We start from the raw sequence: 17,453 nt of genomic DNA, 5'->3' as shown, positions 1-17,453 counted from the left end.
GACGTTATCGGTCACGGGAGGACTCCCCGTCGGTCGGGGACGACGTAAAGCGAAACCCGTCCGGCTCCCGATCAGGCTTCCGAGCCGTGGTCGCGAGGTCGGAGGCCCTGTCCGTCGCCCGGATCGCCTCGATCAGTTCGTCGGCAAGCTGCGCCTCCTCCTCGAGGTCCAGCGACTGCAGGACGGTCTCGAGCTGTTCGGCGGCGTGCCGTATCCGTTCCGGTCGATCCGAACGCGAGTCGGCCGGAACTGTACCGTCCGTCGAGCGGGACATGGTCGTCGAAGCGGTCCCGTACCCGATAGTAATGGTCCTCCTACCGGTACCCGACCGGCGGATCGACGCTCGCTCAGATCTCGGTTACGGCGTCGTGGACTACTCCAGATAGGCGGTTCGGGCGCGCTCGAAGTCACCTTTCTCCTCGAGACGCTGCTGGAGTCGGTCGGCGTACTCCTGGACCATCGTCTCGGCCGCCTCCAGCCGGTCCTCGTCGACGCCGCCGCTGCCGCCGCCTCGGCCGAGGCCGAGCGCGCCGCGGACCTTCCGCAGGAATCCCGGCCCGCTGCCGCCCCCGCCGAGGCCGCCGAGACCGCCGCCGGAGTCGCCGCCCCCGCCCCCGCCGGCCGCCGCCGGCATCTGCTCGCGCAGCGAGTCGAGCTCCGGCATCATGTCCGGCAGCTTCGAGGTGTCGGCGACGATCCGGGCCCGTTCCGGGTCGTCGGCGTGTTCGATGTCGAACTCCGTGGCGGTCATGATCAGTCCCCACTCCTGGTTGCTGAACTGGGAGTTCATAACCCGGTCGTTGAACTCCTGATCGACGGCCATTCTGTCGCCGACGATCGCGTCCGTCCAATCGCTCATACTCGTCGCTACGCGGACCGCTCCAAAGAGCGTTGTGCTCACATCGACCGTGGTTCCCGACCGATCGATGCCGTTTTGCCGCGATCGATCCGAGGGGAAATATGGAGCGATACCGCAGGAGAACCTCCCGACGCGCCGTGCTCGCGGCGGTCGGTACCGCCGGACTCGTGCTCGGGGCAGGCTGTCTGAGCGGCGACGGGGACGCGGCCGCCTCCGGGAACGACGAGTGGCTGGAAGGCGCCAACAACTACGACGGCGTGGTCGACCGCACCGGCGAGTCGACCGTGACGGTCGCGGTGGGCGCCGCGGGCGGGCTCGCGTTCGACCCTGTGGCAGTCCGGATCGATGCCGGAACCGAGGTCGTCTGGGAGTGGACCGGCGAGGGCGGGCAACACGACGTCACCGAGGAGAGCGGCCGGTTCGAAAGCGATCTGCATCGGGAGTCGGGCGCGACGTTCAGCCACCGCTTCGAGGAGATGGGGACCTACCGATACGTCTGTACCCCGCATCAGGCGAGCGGGATGCGCGGCGCGGTGGACGTCGTCGAGTAGCTCCGTAGCGACGGCGATCGTGGCGCCTCGCGACGGCGATCGTGACGCCTCGTCGTCGACGTGCCACCGACCGCGGGTTCTTTACCGATCACGATCGAATCCGGGGTATGCTTCCGGAGTGGGTCACGGTCCACCGTCTGAGCGTTCCGGTGGCGTTTCTCCTCGCGTTCGGGCTCGTGTGGGCGATGGACCGGCCGGGCGGACGATGGGGACGGCGGATACGCTCACGGCTCCTCCGCGGCGTCCCCTGGGGAACCCTCGTCGCCGTCGGGATCGTGATCCTGGTCTACCTGTTCGTACAGCGTGGGATCGACGACCCGACGTCCCCGGTCGTGATCCCGTTCCGTGCGTGGTCGTACTTCTACCTCGAGGGGCTGCTCCTGGCGGGGCTCTCGCACGCGAGCCTCGGCCACCTCACCGGGAACCTTCTGGCGACCCTCGTCGCCGGGACGCTCGCGGAGTACGCCTACGGACACTACCCCCGCGCACGCGGGGCGAGTTCGTTCGGGTCGTGGCGGTCCAACCCCTACGTCCGGGCGTTCCTCGTCGTTCCGGCGGCGATCCTCGGCGGGGCGGTCCTCTCGAGCGTCCTGTCGATCGGCCCCGTCATCGGCTTCTCCGGGGTCGTCTTCGCGCTCTGGGGGGTCGCGATCGTCCACTATCCGCTCGGGTCGATCGTCGGGCTTGCGGGGACGTCGCTCGTGAACCTGCTGTACGCTGCGTTCAGAACGCCCGTCACGCGGGCCGCAGCGAATCCCTCCTACGGCGCGCCGTGGTGGGCGAACGTCTCGATCCAGGGACATGCGGTGGGGTTCCTGCTCGGCGTCCTGGTCGGGATCGTGATCCTCCGTCGCCGCGGAACGGCGACCCGGTCCGCGGCCGTCGTTTTCGCCGGCGTCCTCCTGTTCGCGTCCTCGCGGTCGTTGTGGGCCGTCTACTGGTATCTCGGGAACGAGCGATACGTCCTCTACCGGGCGGTCGGCGTCGCGCTCGTCGCCCTGCTTGCGGCGATCGTCACGCTCGCGGTGGCCGGAAACGACCGGCCCCTGCTGCCGGACTACGCGGTCCCGAACCCCGAGACGACGCGCGAGGCCCTGCGGTCCACTACGCCGCGGATCGTCGGCGCCGTGTTGGTGGTGGCCGCGCTCGGGATCCTCGTCGGTCCCTCGGTCGTCCCAAACCTCATCGCCGTCTCCGACGAGGAGACTCCCGGAACGCCGGTCGAAATCGAGGGCTACGAGGTGACCTACGCCGAGGACGTCCCCAATCAGCTGGTGAACGTCATCGACGTCGAGGCGTTCGAGGGGGCGACGAACGTCACGACCTCGGGGGTGATCGTCAAAAACGAGGAGCGCGACGTCTGGATCACCGCCGTCTCCCGGGGGAATCTCGCCTACTGGGGGTCCCGGGAGGTCGCCGTCGGCGGCGCCGGCTGGCGCGAGACCGTCACGGCACACCGGACCGGCTGGCGCGCGGTCGGGGCGGGAGTGAGCTACCGCGTCGACCTCGAGCACGACGGGGAGCGGCGGACCGTCCACGTCTCCGATCCGGCGACCGCGGAACCGACGATCGCGGGGCGGAACGTGACCGTGGCGGCCCGTGAGGGGGTCTTCGAGATCACCGTCACACACGGAAACGACACGGAAACCGCACCGCTCCCGGCCGACAACGAGTCGGTGAACCTGTCCGGGCTCCGGATCGTTCGCGAGGATCGGCGCATCTACGCCGAGACGGACGGGACGCGGGTGCGGGTCCTCGAGGCCGAGCGATACGAGGGACGCGAACGGGCACGGGAGATCGATCTCGGAGCGGCTGAAATCGGGGCGGTTGGAGGCGGAGCGGTCGGAATTGGTGTGGTCGATGCCGGCGTGGCTGAACGTGCGGCGGACGGCGGCGATCAGGTTCCCGACGTCGACTCGTCGGGTCGCGTGGCGTTGCCCGCCGACCCGTCGCCGGACCACTCGATCCGGTAGACCTCGGCGTCGATCGCGGCCGAGTCGGCGGTGTGGTGGTCGAACCGGTTCTCGACGTCGAGCTCGGCGGCGAAGGCGTGGGTGACCGTCCCGCCGTTGTCGGCGGCGAACGCGCGGACGAACGCCTCGCTGCCCCCGTTGTGGACCGAGTAGGAGACGTCGGCGATCGTGCCGGCGGCAGCCAGGAATCCGCGGTCGGCGTGGCGATTCCCGTTCTGGGCGCCGAACGGGGGGTTCATCAGGACGGTCGTGGGTTCCGCGATCCGGAGCGGGTGGCGGGTTGCGTCCCCGCGAACCCAGTGAACCGGAGCGTTCGTCCCGACGCGCCGATCGTTCTCGCGGGCGGTTCGGATCGGGTCGTCGTCGACCTCGAGACCGACCACCCGTGCCGGACCGCGGAGTGCCGCCGCCAGCGCGAGCATTCCGGTCCCGGATCCGAGGTCGACGACCGTTCGTCCCTCGACGTCTCCCTGCAGGTCGGCCAGGTGGACGACGTGTGCGGCGAGCGCCGGCGGCGTCGGGTACTGCTCGAGCGACGCGCTCGGCTGCTCGAAGCCGGCGACCACGCCGAGTTTCGTCGCCAGGGAGCGTCGCGATGCCATTCGATCAGCCGGCGATCTCGGCGTCGCCGGTCACGCGGAGCGTGACGCCTTCGCGCGCGGCCCGCTCGGAGAGGGCGGCGATCGCGGGGTCGACGGTCTCCGGCTCGGCGACGTCGTCGATCTCGATCTCGATCCGGCCCGCACCGAGGAACGCCGCCGCGCGGACGAACCCGCGAAGCCGGTCGGCCTCCTCCTGGGTGGCGAGCGAACAGTCCTCCGCGAAACACGCCCGTACCGCCAGCGCCGCGGGCTGGTAGCCCTGCCGCGACAGCTCGGCCTTCAGGTCACGGAGGTACTCGGGCGCGGTGCTCTCGAGGTCGTCGCCGTCGACGACGACGGGCTCGACGTCCGCCGGACGACACCCCGCGATCGGTCCGTCAACGCTCGTGGAGTCGGTGGTGCTCATACAAGCACATATTCTCTGGTTATACAAATATCTTTGTAAATGCTCAGTAGTTATTATTGGGTCGCCGGCCCAACCCGTTCGCGCGAACGGTTAAGTGGCAAACGTCCCAACGCCCGATTGCGATCGATGGGGGTTCAGATGCGATCGATACGGATATCGAACGCGATCGACGCCGACGGCTGGGTCGAATCGATGACCCATCCAACCATCGATCCGATATGACCCCCCGATATGACACCCCGAAAATGAACCGACATTCCTTCGATATCGTCGTCATTGGCTGTGGCATCGCCGGTCTCGCCGCCGGACTCCGCGCGGCGGAGCTCGACCGATCCGTCTGTCTCCTCGAGAAGAGTCCGAAGGAACACCGCGGCGGTCACACGCGGTTCACCGAGTCGTTCCGGATCCCGACCGCGGACGTCGACGTCGACGCGAGCTTCAACGTCGAGGACTACTCGACGGCCGACTTCTACTCGGACATCATGCAGGTGACGAACTATCGGGCCGACGAGGACCTCGTCGACCGGCTCGTCTCCGAGTCGCCCGAGACCTTCGAATGGCTGACCGACCACGGCGTCAGCTGGGAGTACCAGGCGCCGCATCCCGGCTACACCGCGGGACGCGTCTGGCTCCACGGCGAGGACATGGTGGACGAACTCGTCGAGATCGTCGAGGACCGCGGCGTGGAGATCTTCTACGAGGCCGAGGCACGGTCCCTCCGGCGCGACGACGACGGGACCGTCTCCGCCGTCGAGGCGCGTCACGAGGGACGCCGCACGCTTTTCGAGGGCGACGCAGTGATCCTCGCGGCCGGCGATTACGGCTCGAGCAAGGAGCGACGGACTCGGTACTACGGTCCCGGATACGGGAACATGAAGGTCCGCGGCAGCCGGTACAACACCGGCGAGGCGCTCGACGCCGCGATGGACGTCGGCGCCAAATCGGAGGGCGAATGGGGCGACGCCCACATAGCGATCATCGACGTCCAATCGCCCGAGGTCGAGGGCGGGATCACCCGGATCGACGGCTACCAGTACGGCGTCATCCTCAACCACGACGGCGAGCGGTTCGTCGACGAGGGGGAGGACGCACGCGCACACACCTACGCGAAGTTCGGCCGGGAGATCTTCGAGCAGCCCTACCACGAGGCGTTCATCGTCGTCGACTCGAAGACCGTCGACGACGTCGCGCACATGGGGCCCGGCCGGGCCGTCACGGCCGACTCGATCGAATCGCTCGTCAGACGCCTCGACATCGAGGACCCCGAACGGGCGGTCGAGACGGTGGAGCGGTTCAACGAGGCCTGCACGGTCGAGGGGGACGGCCTCGATGCCTACGAGCCGAACGTCCTCGACGGGAACGACGCGCCCGACGTCGACCCGCCCAAGTCGAACTGGGCGCTCCCGATCGACGAGCCGCCATTCACCGGCTATCCGGTGACGGGCGGGATGACGTTCGGCTTCGGCGGCGTGGCCGTCACGCCGGACGCGGAGGTGCTCGACACGCGCGACGATCCCATCCCCGGACTCTACGCCGCCGGGAACGCGACCGGCGGCCTGTTCTACAACAACTACCCCGGCGGAACCGGCCTGACCAACGCCGCCGTCTACGGGAGGATCGCCGCCGAAACCGCGGTCGACGACCTCGAGTGATCCGGTAGGACCGCAGGGGATCCGGTAGCCGACCGGACCCGACCGGCCGTTCCCGTCGGGCTGGTTGCGAGTCGCTCGCCGACGAAACCGGCAGCGGGAGCGGGGATCCAACCACCGGATCCGAGTTATCATAACGCATCCGACACCAACTTTTAAATACGCCACTAGCCACAAACCTTATATGGAACGTCCGAGCCGGCAGCGAGGGCAGGAACGGGAGACCGAACAGGAGGCGGACGAAACGGTCTCCTGTCCGGAGTGTGGCTCCGCGGAGGTCGTCGCGGACGCGGATCACGAGTTGGTGTGTGACGATTGCGGGCTGGTGCTCGACGAACAACAGCTCGATCGCGGGCCGGAGTGGCGGGCGTTCAACCACTCCGAACGACAGTCGAAGTCCCGCGTGGGCGCCCCGATCACCGAGACGATGCACGACAAGGGGCTGACGACGACGATCGACTGGAAGGACAAGGACGCCTACGGACGGTCCCTCTCCTCGGAGAAGCGTTCGCAGATGCACCGGCTGCGCAAGTGGCAGGAGCGCATCCGGACGAAGGACGCGGGCGAGCGGAACCTCCAGTTCGCGCTCTCGGAGATCGACCGCATGGCCTCCGCGCTGGGCGTCCCCCGCTCGGTCCGGGAGGTCGCCTCCGTCATCTACCGGCGCGCGCTCGCCGAGGACCTCATTCGAGGCCGGTCCATCGAGGGCGTCGCCACCTCCGCGCTGTACGCCGCCTGTCGCCAGGAGGGGATCCCCCGATCGCTCGACGAGGTCGCCGAGGTCTCCAGGGTTCCGCAAAAGGAGATCGGCCGGACCTATCGATACATCTCCCAGGAGCTCGGGCTGGAGCTCAAACCCGTCGATCCCAAGCAGTTCGTTCCCCGATTCGCCTCCGCGCTCGACCTCAGCGAGGAGGTCCAGACGAAGGCCACCGAGATCATCGACGTCTCCGCCGAACAGGGACTGCTCTCCGGAAAGTCGCCGACCGGCTTCGCGGCGGCGGCGATCTACGCGGCCTCGCTGCTGTGCAACGAGAAGAAGACCCAACGCGAGGTCGCCCAGGTCGCCCAGGTGACCGAGGTCACGATCCGCAACCGGTACCAGGAGCAGATCGAGGCGATGGGGTTTCGGTGACGAATCGGTCGTGAGATCCTGAGCTGAACCCCGATCTGAATCCCGGATCTGAATACTCGGCCGTCCCGACCCATCTGATTCCGAACCGTCCAGATCGACTGCGACCGTCAGCTTGCGATGAACACGACGACCTCACGGTTCCAGAGCCCGAGCCGCAGGGTCCGCGACTCGTGAGCGGGGAGCATCGCATCGAGCGACCCCTCGTGGGCCGGATCGGCGATCACCACCGCGGGCTCGCCCGTGAGGCCGCTCGGCGCGGTCACGCTCTCGACCTCGGCGTCGGTCCGCTCGAGGTACCACGGAAGCGGCAACCGGTCGCCCCACGCCTCGCGAGCCGCCTCCGTTCCGATCGGGGGGCGGTCCGCGACCGTCTCGTCCGGCAGGTGGAACCGGTCGCCGACCCAGACGACGCGCGCGTTCTCTCCCTCCGCGTCCGCGATCGCCGCCTCCATCTCATCGACGAGCGGCTCGAGGTCGTCGGCGGGCTGGCCGTACTGCGCGAGCGGCGACTCCGGTCCCGGCTCGGCGGCGGCGGCATCGAGGGTGACGATCCCGGCGTGCGCGACGATCGCGAACAGCACGAGTCCGGCCGCCGCGACCCGTGCCGCGTCACCGACGGTCAGTCGGTCAGTATCTCCGGCGGTCACTCGGTCAGCACCTCCGGCGGCCACTCGATCGGCGTCCGCGGCGTCATCACGGAAGGCGGCGTCACCCCCGCGTCGCGCGCCGGACGCGGCCACGTTCGAGCCCAGCGATCGACCCGCCGCCTCGCGTCCGTACCGGTAGACGGCCGCGATCCCGACGCCGGCCGGCACCGCCAGCGGGACGAGCACGTGCACGAGCGTCCAGGGGGCGATCACCTCCGCTACGATCGGATAGCCGAGCAGGCCGAGCCCGGCCCAGGCGGACGCGAACAGGACGATCGGTCGTCCGCCCGCGGTCCCCTGACGTGTCGCGTCACCCAGGAGACCGTATCGGTCCGCGAGGAATCCGGCCGCGGCGATCGCGAGGATCGGTGCGGCGGTCGCAAGCGCCGTCGAGACGGCGTCGGTCACGAACGGGAGGAACTGCGTCCCGGCCCGCTCCGCGACCCGAACCCCGAGGAACGCCTCGACGGGAGCCACGTAGGTCCGCGTCGCCAGCCCGATCGGGTCGGCGACGAGTCCGGCGAGTCCGCCGGGAGTTCCGCCCGCGCCGCTGTCGGAGCCGCGCGGGAGGAACAGCACCGCCCAGGTCCCGAGGAACACGAACGCCGCGCGGGCGAGCGGCGTCGCACGGTCGACGATCCATCGACCGCCACGGCGCGCTGCGTCGCCGAGGCTCGAGGAGCGTCCCTCGGCCCGTGGCCGGTCGAGCGTGACGAGCGCGGCGGCGACCACAAGCACGAGCGTCGCGACCGCGAACCCGGAGGTGCCGAGGGCCACCACCGAAGCGACGGTGGCGCCGTACAGGTATCGGTCACGCGGTCGGGTCCCGGAGTCGGAGTCGATCCACCGGACGAGCCAACCGACCGCGAGAAGCGCAGCGCCGGCAGCGATCACGTCCCCGCGCAGGAAGCGCCCGTAGTGGACCAGCGGCGGCGCGAAGCCGAGTACAGCAGCAGCGGCGACGGTCTCGTCGTCGCCGAGCCGGCCGCGGAAGAGGAGCGCGACGGCCGGAAGGAGCCCGCCGGCGATCGCGAACGGTAGCCGCGCGAGGGCGTCGCTCGGCGGCGCGACCGAGAGCGCGAGCCGGCTCAGATGGAACACGACCGGCCCGCCGGCGACCGGGCGGTACTCGTAGCTCCCCGTCTCGAGCGAGCGGAGCGTCCAGTACCCGACCCGTGCCTCGTCCCAGTGGAACGGTCGATCGCCCAGAGCGACCGTCCGAGCGAGCAGCGAACAGCCGACGATGACCGCGACGGCGGCGCGCGTCCGCCGGTCGGTCCGGTCCCACGTCCGTGGATCGAGCCCGCGGATCCACCCTCGACGGCGCTCGGAGCCACGGTCGTCCGGGGACGGCGTCATATCGATGGCGTCTCGGCCGCGGGGTAGGAACGTTTCGGTTCGGACGGATCAGATCGGAGCGGTTCACCGTCAGCAATCGGCCCGGAGCGGTTCACCGTCAGCAGTCGGCCCGGAGCGGTTACTCGCCGGCGGCCGGCTCGGAGCGGCCGGGGTTCGCCGACCCGGCGACCGATCCGAAGACGTCTCGGTGGAGGGACTCACAGACGACGTCGGCCAGCGTCTCGAGGTTTCGCGCGTCCTCCCGGTTGTACGAGACGAGCGTCTCCAGCGCCTCCTCGTCGCCGCGCTCGTACTCGTGCCAGAGCCGGACGGCGTCGCGGCCGCTGATGTCGGGGCGGTCGCGCTCGACGCCGATCTCGGACTCGATCGCCTTGAGTCCGCCCGAAAGCCCCAGCTGCCGGCAGGGATACAACAGGTCGAGGTGTGGGGTATCGATCTCGATCCCGAGGTTCGTCTCCAGGAACGGCACGTCGAAGCGCGCGCCGTTGAACGAGGCGATCACGGCGGCGTCGGTCAGTCGGTCGTGGACCGCCTCGGCGGTGAGGTCCTCTCCGGCGACGAGCGTCGTCGTCTCGCCGTCGCGGTGAAAGCTCACTGTCGTGACCTGGTTGGCCTGCTCGTCGAGGCCGGTCGTCTCGATGTCGAAGTAACACGTCTCCGTCCGGAAGTCCTCGTAGAGCCGCCAGCGCTGGTCGCTCGGAAAGACGTCGTCGAAGAACGCGGCGTCACCGGCTCGGAGCCGGTCGCGGGCCCGGTCGATGAACCCGTCGATCCGATCGGCGGTCGTCGCGCCGACCCCCCGCACGTCGACGGATCGGTCGAAGTCGTCCCAATGGGTGATCCCCCGTTCCCAGAGCCGGCGCTCCGTCCGCTCGCCGACCCCTCGGACCGGGATGAAGCTGTTCTCGATGCGCACATCCCCACCGGCGCGCTCCGGTCACTTGAACCCCTCGCGACGCGACGTGGACCGAACGCCGCCGGCTGTGGCGTGTACCGTCGGAAGCACGAGCGCTTTTGTCGTTCGCGGCCCCAGTTGAACGTATGTGCGGCCGGTACTCGCTGTCGACGCCTCGCGATGATCTCCGGACCCGCTTCGACGCCGCGTTCCCCGACGTGCCGCCGCGGTACAACTGTGCACCCGGCCAGAGGCTCCCCGTGATCACCGCCGACGCGCCGGCCGAGGCGAGACGGCTGGAGTGGGGGCTGACGCCCGCCTGGGCGGACGACCGACTGGGCCTGATCAACGCGCGTGCGGAGACGATCCGAGAGAAGCCCGCGTTTCGATCCGCGTTCGAGCGCCGCCGATGTCTGGTTCCCGCGGACGGCTTCTACGAGTGGGTGGAGACGGGGTCCGGAACGCGGCCATATCGCGTCGCGTTCGCGGACGATCGCCCGTTCGCGATGGCCGGAATATACGAGCGCTGGGAGCCGCCCGAACCCGACGGACCCACCCAGACGGGGCTCGACCGGTTTGCCGGTGGGTCCCGAAACGTCGACGGGAACGAGCCCGACTCCGCCGTCACGTCGTCAAACCCGACTGCGGACGCCGGCCCGGAGCCGGTCGAGACCTTCTCGATCGTCACGACCGAGCCGAACGACCTCGTCGCCGACCTTCACCACCGGATGGCCGTCATCCTCGACCCGGCCGACGAGGAGCGATATCTCCACGGAGATCCCGAGACCGCGGCGTCGCTGCTCGAGCCGGTCGCGCCCGACGACCTGCGGGCCCACCCGGTCTCCGAGCGCGTGAACGACCCGTCGAACGACGACCCATCGCTGATCGAGCCGGTTTGACACGCCGGTTGGTCGGTCTCTCGCGCTCGCCGCCGTCGGTCCCGATTGCGCGCCCGCCGTCGTCGCGAGCGGCCACTCACTCGCCGCCGTCGGGTTCGGCTGCGGCATCCGCCCTCGCTTCCGACCGCTCGTCGGGGGCGTCCTTCCACTCGCCCACGCCCGAGGGGTCCAGATGGACGTGGGCGTCACCGACCGACGGAAGCGCCCGGAGCCGATCCATCAGCTCGGTCTCGAGGTCGTGGGCCTCCCGGAGCGTCATCGCGCCGTCGACCTCGACGTGGACCTCGACCTCGACGTCGGTCCCGTCGTAGAAGGCCCGGAGGTCGTGAACGCCCTCGACCGCGGGGTGGTCGTGCAGGGTCTCCCGGAGGCGGTCGTACTCCTCCGCGGGCGGGGCGGCGCCGACGAGATAAGTCACGTTCTCGCGGGCGATCTCGACGCCCTGGTAGACGACGAGCAGGCTAACCAGGCCGCCGGCAACCGCGTCGAGGATCGGGTAGCCGAGCAGGACGCCGAGGACGCCGGCGACGGCGGCCACCGTCGTGTAGATGTCGTTGAGGCAGTCGACCGCGAGCGCGTGGAGGGCGGTCGATTCGAGGTCGGCGTTCACCCGCGTGGTGTACCAGTACAGGAGGTACATGTCCGCCATCGCGAACGCGAGCGCGCCGAGCAACAGCGGATCGAAGACGACTCCCGGGCCCTCGATCAGCGCGAGCGCGGACTCCCGAAGCAGGTTCGCGCCGAGCAGGACGATGACGGCGCCGACGAACAGGGCGGTCAGCGGCTCGATGCGCTGGTGTCCGTGCGGGTGCGTCTCGTCCGGGCCGACGTAGGCGGCCCCGCCCCACACGAACACCACGAGGCTGGCGACGAGGTCGGCGACCGAGTGGGCGGCGTCGGCCACGAGGGCGACGCTCCCGAATGCGACCCCGGCGGCTCCCTCGATGAGGATCTTGACCGCGTTCCCGAGGACGTTCGCCCCGGCCGCGCGCTTGAACCGTCGTCCCTCGCCGGCCATACGCTCACTCGGGCGGCATCACCCATAAAGCGCCGGCATCGATGCGGGCGTCCGTGGGCGGGCGCTCCGGCGCTACTCCTCGCGACCCAGCTGCCCGACGTCGGTCCGACTTCCCTTCGGAACCCGGGACCGAAGCTCGCCGTGGAGGTAGAGCCCGACGCCGATCGGCTCCCGGCCGCCGGCCAGCTCGTGGGCCGCGATCAGGTAGCCCCAGTCGCCGTCCCAGCGGTCGATCGGCTGGTCCTCGCCGGCGACGAACCGGGCGGCTTCGGCAGGCTCGAGCTCGATCACGTTCCGGCTCGCGTGCCGGCCGAACCGGGAGACGGCCCGCGTCGTCGGCTTCCAGTGTTCCTGGCGAGTCCGGAGGAACGTCATTCCCAGCGCCTCGATCCGACACGGATCGGTCGCCTCCCCGCGATAGATCCAGACCTTCCCGGCGCCCTTCTCGAGGAAGGTGTACGGCTCCAGGACCGACCGGTCCACGCCGAACCGCTCGTCCCACCACTCGAGGACCTCCTCGCGGGTCGGCCGGCCGGGAACCTTCCGGTCCGCGGCGGTCTCGGGGAGCCGGTCGAAGCGCTGGCCGTCGTTGCTCGGCGGGTTCGCATCGCTTTGTCCGCGTTCGTCGCTCATTCGGCGGTCACCTCCTTCCTCCTCTCGGTGCCGGCATCGACCGCGGTCCCGCCGTCCGAATCCCGGACGTCCGCGGTCCCGCCGTCCGTCCGCCCGTCGGTCACGCGAAGCTTCGCACAGAAGAACCCGCCCGTGTCGTTGTGGTGGGGGTAGATCCGGTGGGCCCGTCGCATCGCGTCGTCGAACGTCTCACCCTCCCACTCGGTGATGCCGGGCTCGGTTCGGAGCGGGAGGTCGAACGTCGCGAGCTCACACGGCTCCGACTCGAGGACGTGCTGGAGGACGGCCTCGTTCTCCTCGGGCGCGAAGGTACACGTCGAGAAGACCACGACGCCGCCCGGGCGGGTGGCCTGGACGGCGCGGGTCAGGATCCCCTTGCCGACGCCGGCGATCGCTTCGACGTGGTCGAGCGTCCACTCGTCGAGGACGTCCGGGTTCTTCCGGCAGGTGCCCTCACACGAGCAGGGGACGTCGACGAGCGCCCGGTCGAACGCGTCGAAGGGAAACGGCCGCAACGAGAGGTTCCGCGCGTCCTGGTTCGTGACGGCGACGTTCGTCACCCCGAGCCGCTCGGCGTTGTGCCGCAGCGCCGAGAGCCGACCGAGGTTGTTGTCGTTCGCGACGAGGGTGCCGCGGTCGTCCATGTCGGCCGCGATCTGGGTCGTCTTGCTGCCCGGCGCGGCGCAGGCGTCGAGCACGCGATCGCCCGGCTGCGCGTCGAGGGCGAGCCCGGGCAGCGTCGAGACCTCCTCCTGGCCGTGGATCCAGCCGTGGACGTACGGCCAGTTCGTTCCGGGGCTGCCCCCCGGCAGCCGGAACAGTCCGTCGTGCCAGTCGACCGGTTCGTAGTCGATCCCCTCCTCGTCGAACGCCCGACGAACGCGCTCGGGCGTGGCCGCGATCGGGTTCGTGCGGACGACGGAGGGCAGCGGCCGGTCGCAGGCGGCCAGAAACGCGTCCTCGTCGTCGACGAGCGGGAGGTACCGCTCGAGCGGATTCATACGTTCGGTTCGCGGCCGGTCGGTTTGTCGATTTCGACTCCCATTCGCGGAAGCGATCCGCGCGTCCTTATAAGTGGCTGGCAGCCGAACCGTCGCGTATGGCTCGCATCAACGTACTCGCCGAGGACGTCGAGCTGGACGCGCCGTTTCTGGTCGAGGGGCTACCGGGCGTCGGGCTCGTCGGGAAGATCGCCGCCGACCACATCGTGGAGGCGTTCGACATGGTTCACTACGCGAACGTCCACTGCGACGGTGTCCCCCCGGTCGTGACCTACCCCGAGAACGACTCGCGGCTGTCGACGCCGGTTCGGATCTACGCCGATGCCGACCGAGACCTGCTGGTGCTGCAGAGCGACGTGCCGGTCTCGCCGGCCGCGGCGACGGAGTTCGCCGACTGCGTCGCCGGCTGGTTCGACGAGAAGGGCGTCACGCCGCTGTACCTCTCCGGTCGGCCGGCGGAGAAGGATACGGAACCGCCGGCGCTGTACGGGATCGCGACCGGCGACGGCGCCGCGCATCTCGAGCGCGTCGGCATCGACGCCCCCTCCGAGATGGGGCTCGTCACCGGCCCGACCGGCGCGCTCCTCTCCCACGCGCTGGAGAACGACACGACCGCCGTCGGACTCGTCGTCGAGTCCGACCCGCAGTTCCCCGACCCCGAGGCGTCGCGGGCGCTGATCACCAACGGACTCGCGCCGATCACGGAGGTCGACATCCCGACCGACACGCTCGTCGACCGCGCCGACGAGATCCAGCGCGCCAAAGAGCAGCTCGCGATGCGGATGCAGGACGTCGAGGAGGAGAGCACCGAGGCGCGTCCGTTGCGAATGTATCAGTAAAAGCCGGAGGCGGCTCCGCTCCCGTGGCGGGGTCTCAGTCCCCGTCCTCGAGCTCGTTCAGGATCGGGCGGTATTTGAGCTGGATCTCGTCCCACTCCTCGTCGGCGTCGGAGTCGGCGACGATGCCGACCCCGGCGAACAGCGTCGCCGCCCGCGGTTCGAGGACCGCCGATCGGATCCCGACCGCGAAGGTCCCGTTGCCCGCCGCGTCGATCCAGCCGACCGGTGCGGCGTACCAGCCGCGGTCGAACGGCTCGGTTTCGCGAATGGTCTCGAGCGCGGCCGCGGGCGGGAGCCCGCCGACCGCCGGCGTCGGGTGCAGCGCCTCGACCAGCTCCAGCACGTGGGTGTTCGCCTCGAGCTCGGCCGTGATCGGCGTGTGGAGGTGTTGAACCTCCGCCAGCCGCTTGATCCGGCGGTCGCCCGCCGTGATGGAGGCGGTGAACGGCGCGAGCTGGTCGCGGATCGCGTCGACGACGAGGTCGTGTTCGTGTGCGTTCTTCCGGTCGGCGGCCAACTCCGAGGCGAGCCACTCGTCCTCCGCGGGCGTCTCGCCCCGGCCGGTGGTCCCGGCCAGTGCGTCGGTCTCGACGGTTCGTCCCCGCGTCGAGACGAGCCGTTCCGGGGTCGCGCCGACGAAGGCCGCACCCGCCGGGTCGGTCTCGACGAGGAACGGGTAGCAGTTCGGGTATCGATTCCGGAGCCGGTCGACCGTCGCGGCGCGGGGCGCGTCAGCGTGGAGGTCGGCAGCAAGCGCCTGCGCGAGGACGACCTTCTCGAGGTCCCCGGCGCGGATCCGGTCGACTGCGGCCTCGACGCCGGCTCGCCACTCCTGGCGCGTCGTTGTCCGGCGGCGGGAGACGATCCCGGGACGGTCGGGACGTGAATCCGGGTCGTGTGCAGCGTGTCCGCTGCCGGCGGCTTCGGGTGCGGCAGTGCCGCTGGTGGTGGCTCCGGCTCCGGCAGTCCCGAGCCCGTCGAAGGTCTCGACCGCGCGATCGAGGCGCCGCTCGACGTCGGCCGCGGCGGCGTCGGGACCCACCGCGTTGACCGTCACCCACGTCCCGTTGTCGGCCGCCGTGACCTGCACGCGCGGGAAGACGAACCGGGCCTCGGGGAACGACTCCCAGGGCGATCCGTCGGTGGCCGCCTCGTGAAACGCGAACCCGCCGAACAACCGGGGTCGTGCGGCCTCGGTTCCGGCGTGGACGTCCCCCGAGGCGAACAGCGTCTCGGCGTCCTCGCGGATCGAGGCGAACCGGTCGGGACCGCTCGCGGTCAGGGTCGCGGCCGCGCCGCCGCCGATGGCCGTCGACTCCCCGGGCGCCCCCCACACGACGCGCGGCGTCTCGATCGCCTCGAAGACGGCCTGAAACTCCGGATCGGCGATCCGACGGGCGCGGCTCACGAGCCGCGGCGCGTCGGCCAGCGCGGACGGGTCCATTGATACGGGATCGGTGGGCGACGCCCTTGACCCTAACTATACCGCTCCTCGTTCCACGGGTTGGCCGTTTCCGAGTAGCCGCGCTTCTCCCAGTAGCCGCGCTCGGGCTCGGTGAGGAACTCGACGCCGGTCACCCACTTCGCGCCCTTGTACGCGTACTTGTGCGGGGTGACCACGCGAACCGGGCCGCCGTGGTCATCGGGGAGGGACTCGCCGTCGAGCCCGTCGGCGAACAGCACCTCCTGGCGTCGGCACGCAGACAGCGGTAGATCGGTCGTGTAGCCGTCAAGCGCGTGAAACAGGACGTGTTCGACGTCAGGCCCGATCCCCGCCCGGTCCGCGATTTCGGTGAACGGGACGCCGGCGAACTCGCAGTCGAACCGGCTCCAGCCGGTCACGCAGTGGAAGTCCTGGCGCTGCCGAACGTGCGGTAGCTCCTCGAACGCCTCCAGGTCGTACTCGAGCCGGTTCTCGACCGCGCCGTACACCTCGAACCGCCAGTCGGCAGGGTTATAAGACGGAGTCCCGCTCTTGGAAAGCACCGGAAACCCGTCCGTCCGTCGCTGTCCCGGGGGGAGCCGATCCTCGCCGAACTCCCGGTACAGGTCCGTGACGTCCTCGACCATACCGGGGATCGGAGACGGATCCACCTATGGGTGTCGGGTCGTCCGTATTTCCATTATTTTAAATAATACTTTTTCTATATGGAACGGAAGATCGCGAATGACGGTGTCTATTTTTTCGTATACCAAGAGTTTGGCAGTAGGTTTATATATCCCCTCGGTTTACCACGGGGTAGAGAATGCCGAAAGTCGAGATCACGGTCCCGGAACACCAGGAGATGCAGATCGCCCATATGGTCGAGCAGGGCGAGTTCCTCAACCGCGAGGAGGCGATCGAGGAGCTCCTGTCGACCGGAATCAAGGCGTACAAGACCAGCGGACCGACCGACGAGGAGGAGGGACCGGGCTTCGAGGACGAGGGAATGATGGGCCACGAGGACGAGTACGTCTTCTGACCGGCAGACGGTGGACGGACGACGGACGGTCGACGGAGCGTTTCGGGACGCGTTCGAACGACGAACGTCCCGGGATCGCCGGTCTCAACCGGCCGTGGGACGGATCGCCAAAAACGCTTAAAAGGACATCGAACGTACCACGAGTATGCACAAGGACGAACTCCTCGAACTTCACGAACAGATGGTGACGATTATGGAACACTTCCGGGAACGAGAGGACGTCCGGACCGAGCTCTTCGACCCCTACGAGGAGCTCGACATCGACCCCTCACACGTTCACAAGTCGAAAAGCGAGCACAAACACGCGGTGTTCGTGCTCGGCAATGCGCTCGCGACCGCGATGAGCGAGGACGAGTTCTCGGCGGCGGGCCGCGTCGGCAAACGGATGGAGGAGCTCGCCGAGGACGCGGAAGGGAAGATCTGATCCAGTCACGTCCGACGCGGCGGGTGGTCACCCCACGATCGGAACCGCCGGCCGTCGCGTTCCCGGGTGTTCCATCATACTCCTGAGAAATCCTCAAGGCG

At 69.4% G+C, this 17,453-nt stretch carries 19 protein-coding genes; 8 read left to right on the top strand and 11 right to left on the bottom strand.

Annotated features, from left to right (window positions below; translation table 11 throughout):
• Window positions 1–4: 4 nt before the first annotated feature.
• Window positions 5–274: a hypothetical protein gene (locus CPZ00_RS13035; RefSeq protein WP_096391276.1), complete on the bottom strand. Its 270-nt coding sequence runs from the start codon at window positions 272–274 to the stop codon at window positions 5–7.
• Window positions 275–373: 99 nt separating this feature from the next.
• Window positions 374–859, bottom strand: a complete 486-nt coding sequence (locus CPZ00_RS13030; RefSeq protein WP_096391275.1) for a DUF5799 family protein — start codon at window positions 857–859, stop codon at window positions 374–376.
• A 101-nt stretch (window positions 860–960) separates the two neighbouring features.
• Here CPZ00_RS13030 and CPZ00_RS13025 point away from each other — a divergent pair, with 101 nt between their 5' ends.
• Together CPZ00_RS13025 and CPZ00_RS13020 are read left to right on the top strand one after the other, a co-directional pair.
• Window positions 961–1,410 (top strand): halocyanin domain-containing protein, encoded by a 450-nt coding sequence (locus CPZ00_RS13025; protein WP_096391274.1) that lies wholly within the window; start codon window positions 961–963, stop codon window positions 1,408–1,410.
• A 107-nt stretch (window positions 1,411–1,517) separates the two neighbouring features.
• Window positions 1,518–3,383, top strand: a complete 1,866-nt coding sequence (locus tag CPZ00_RS13020) for a rhomboid family intramembrane serine protease (RefSeq protein ID WP_096391273.1) — start codon at window positions 1,518–1,520, stop codon at window positions 3,381–3,383.
• Here CPZ00_RS13020 and CPZ00_RS13015 read toward each other — a convergent pair.
• Window positions 3,308–3,985 carry an METTL5 family protein gene (locus tag CPZ00_RS13015; RefSeq protein WP_096391272.1) on the bottom strand — a complete coding sequence of 226 codons (678 nt, stop codon included), beginning with the start codon at window positions 3,983–3,985 and terminating at the stop codon, window positions 3,308–3,310. The genes CPZ00_RS13020 and CPZ00_RS13015 overlap by 76 nt on opposite strands.
• Before the next feature lie 4 nt (window positions 3,986–3,989).
• A complete protein-coding gene (locus CPZ00_RS13010) occupies window positions 3,990–4,391 on the bottom strand; it encodes a hypothetical protein (protein ID WP_096391271.1) in 402 nt (133 codons plus the stop codon).
• Window positions 4,392–4,636: 245 nt separating this feature from the next.
• On the opposite strand from CPZ00_RS13010, the gene tcuA reads away from it, so the two are divergent.
• Together tcuA and CPZ00_RS13000 are read left to right on the top strand one after the other, a co-directional pair.
• Entirely contained in the window at window positions 4,637–6,043 is a 1,407-nt protein-coding gene (gene tcuA / locus CPZ00_RS13005; RefSeq protein WP_096391270.1) for an FAD-dependent tricarballylate dehydrogenase TcuA, read from the top strand.
• Window positions 6,044–6,224: 181 nt separating this feature from the next.
• On the top strand, window positions 6,225–7,175 hold the full coding sequence (locus tag CPZ00_RS13000; protein WP_039401672.1) for a transcription initiation factor IIB: 951 nt from the start codon (window positions 6,225–6,227) through the stop codon (window positions 7,173–7,175).
• Between the two features lie 107 nt (window positions 7,176–7,282).
• On the opposite strand, the gene CPZ00_RS12995 is transcribed toward CPZ00_RS13000, so the two are convergent.
• Together CPZ00_RS12995 and CPZ00_RS12990 are read right to left on the bottom strand one after the other, a co-directional pair.
• On the bottom strand, window positions 7,283–9,181 hold the full coding sequence (locus CPZ00_RS12995) for a flippase activity-associated protein Agl23 (protein ID WP_096391269.1): 1,899 nt from the start codon (window positions 9,179–9,181) through the stop codon (window positions 7,283–7,285).
• A 118-nt stretch (window positions 9,182–9,299) separates the two neighbouring features.
• Window positions 9,300–10,097: a ribonuclease H-like domain-containing protein gene (locus tag CPZ00_RS12990; protein ID WP_096391268.1), complete on the bottom strand. Its 798-nt coding sequence runs from the start codon at window positions 10,095–10,097 to the stop codon at window positions 9,300–9,302.
• 125 nt (window positions 10,098–10,222) lie between these two features.
• Here CPZ00_RS12990 and CPZ00_RS12985 point away from each other — a divergent pair, with 125 nt between their 5' ends.
• Complete coding sequence (locus tag CPZ00_RS12985) at window positions 10,223–10,975, top strand: SOS response-associated peptidase (protein WP_096391267.1); 753 nt, start codon at window positions 10,223–10,225, stop codon at window positions 10,973–10,975.
• Between the two features lie 76 nt (window positions 10,976–11,051).
• On the opposite strand, the gene CPZ00_RS12980 is transcribed toward CPZ00_RS12985, so the two are convergent.
• The 3 genes from CPZ00_RS12980 to CPZ00_RS12970 form a co-directional block, all read right to left on the bottom strand.
• Entirely contained in the window at window positions 11,052–11,993 is a 942-nt protein-coding gene (locus CPZ00_RS12980; RefSeq protein ID WP_096391266.1) for a cation diffusion facilitator family transporter, read from the bottom strand.
• A gap of 72 nt (window positions 11,994–12,065) precedes the next feature.
• Window positions 12,066–12,626: a DUF7122 family protein gene (locus tag CPZ00_RS12975; protein WP_096391265.1), complete on the bottom strand. Its 561-nt coding sequence runs from the start codon at window positions 12,624–12,626 to the stop codon at window positions 12,066–12,068.
• On the bottom strand, window positions 12,623–13,627 hold the full coding sequence (locus tag CPZ00_RS12970; protein ID WP_096391264.1) for an RsmB/NOP family class I SAM-dependent RNA methyltransferase: 1,005 nt from the start codon (window positions 13,625–13,627) through the stop codon (window positions 12,623–12,625). The genes CPZ00_RS12975 and CPZ00_RS12970 overlap by 4 nt, the downstream gene beginning before the upstream one ends.
• 98 nt (window positions 13,628–13,725) lie before the next feature.
• Here CPZ00_RS12970 and CPZ00_RS12965 point away from each other — a divergent pair, with 98 nt between their 5' ends.
• Entirely contained in the window at window positions 13,726–14,466 is a 741-nt protein-coding gene (locus CPZ00_RS12965) for a proteasome assembly chaperone family protein (protein ID WP_096391263.1), read from the top strand.
• Window positions 14,467–14,500: 34 nt separating this feature from the next.
• Here the strand turns inward: CPZ00_RS12965 and CPZ00_RS12960 are convergent, their stop codons facing one another.
• Both CPZ00_RS12960 and CPZ00_RS12955 read right to left on the bottom strand, forming a co-directional pair.
• The gene (locus CPZ00_RS12960; protein WP_096391262.1) at window positions 14,501–15,910 is read right to left on the bottom strand and encodes an isochorismate synthase; all 1,410 of its coding nucleotides are present in this window, start codon (window positions 15,908–15,910) and stop codon (window positions 14,501–14,503) included.
• A gap of 32 nt (window positions 15,911–15,942) precedes the next feature.
• Entirely contained in the window at window positions 15,943–16,536 is a 594-nt protein-coding gene (locus CPZ00_RS12955; RefSeq protein WP_096391261.1) for a molybdopterin-dependent oxidoreductase, read from the bottom strand.
• 176 nt (window positions 16,537–16,712) lie between these two features.
• Between CPZ00_RS12955 and CPZ00_RS12950 the strand changes: the two genes are divergently transcribed.
• On the top strand, window positions 16,713–16,928 hold the full coding sequence (locus CPZ00_RS12950) for a DUF7120 family protein (RefSeq protein WP_096391260.1): 216 nt from the start codon (window positions 16,713–16,715) through the stop codon (window positions 16,926–16,928).
• A gap of 145 nt (window positions 16,929–17,073) precedes the next feature.
• Complete coding sequence (locus CPZ00_RS12945) at window positions 17,074–17,352, top strand: UPF0058 family protein (protein WP_096391259.1); 279 nt, start codon at window positions 17,074–17,076, stop codon at window positions 17,350–17,352.
• Window positions 17,353–17,453 lie beyond the last annotated feature (101 nt).

It is taken from the genome of Halopenitus persicus, assembly GCF_002355635.1.
In the GTDB taxonomy this organism is placed as follows: Archaea; Halobacteriota; Halobacteria; order Halobacteriales; family Haloferacaceae; genus Halopenitus; species Halopenitus persicus_A.
The sequence above is the reverse complement of the archived record's forward strand: the minus strand, read 5'-3'. Positions and strand labels throughout refer to the sequence as shown.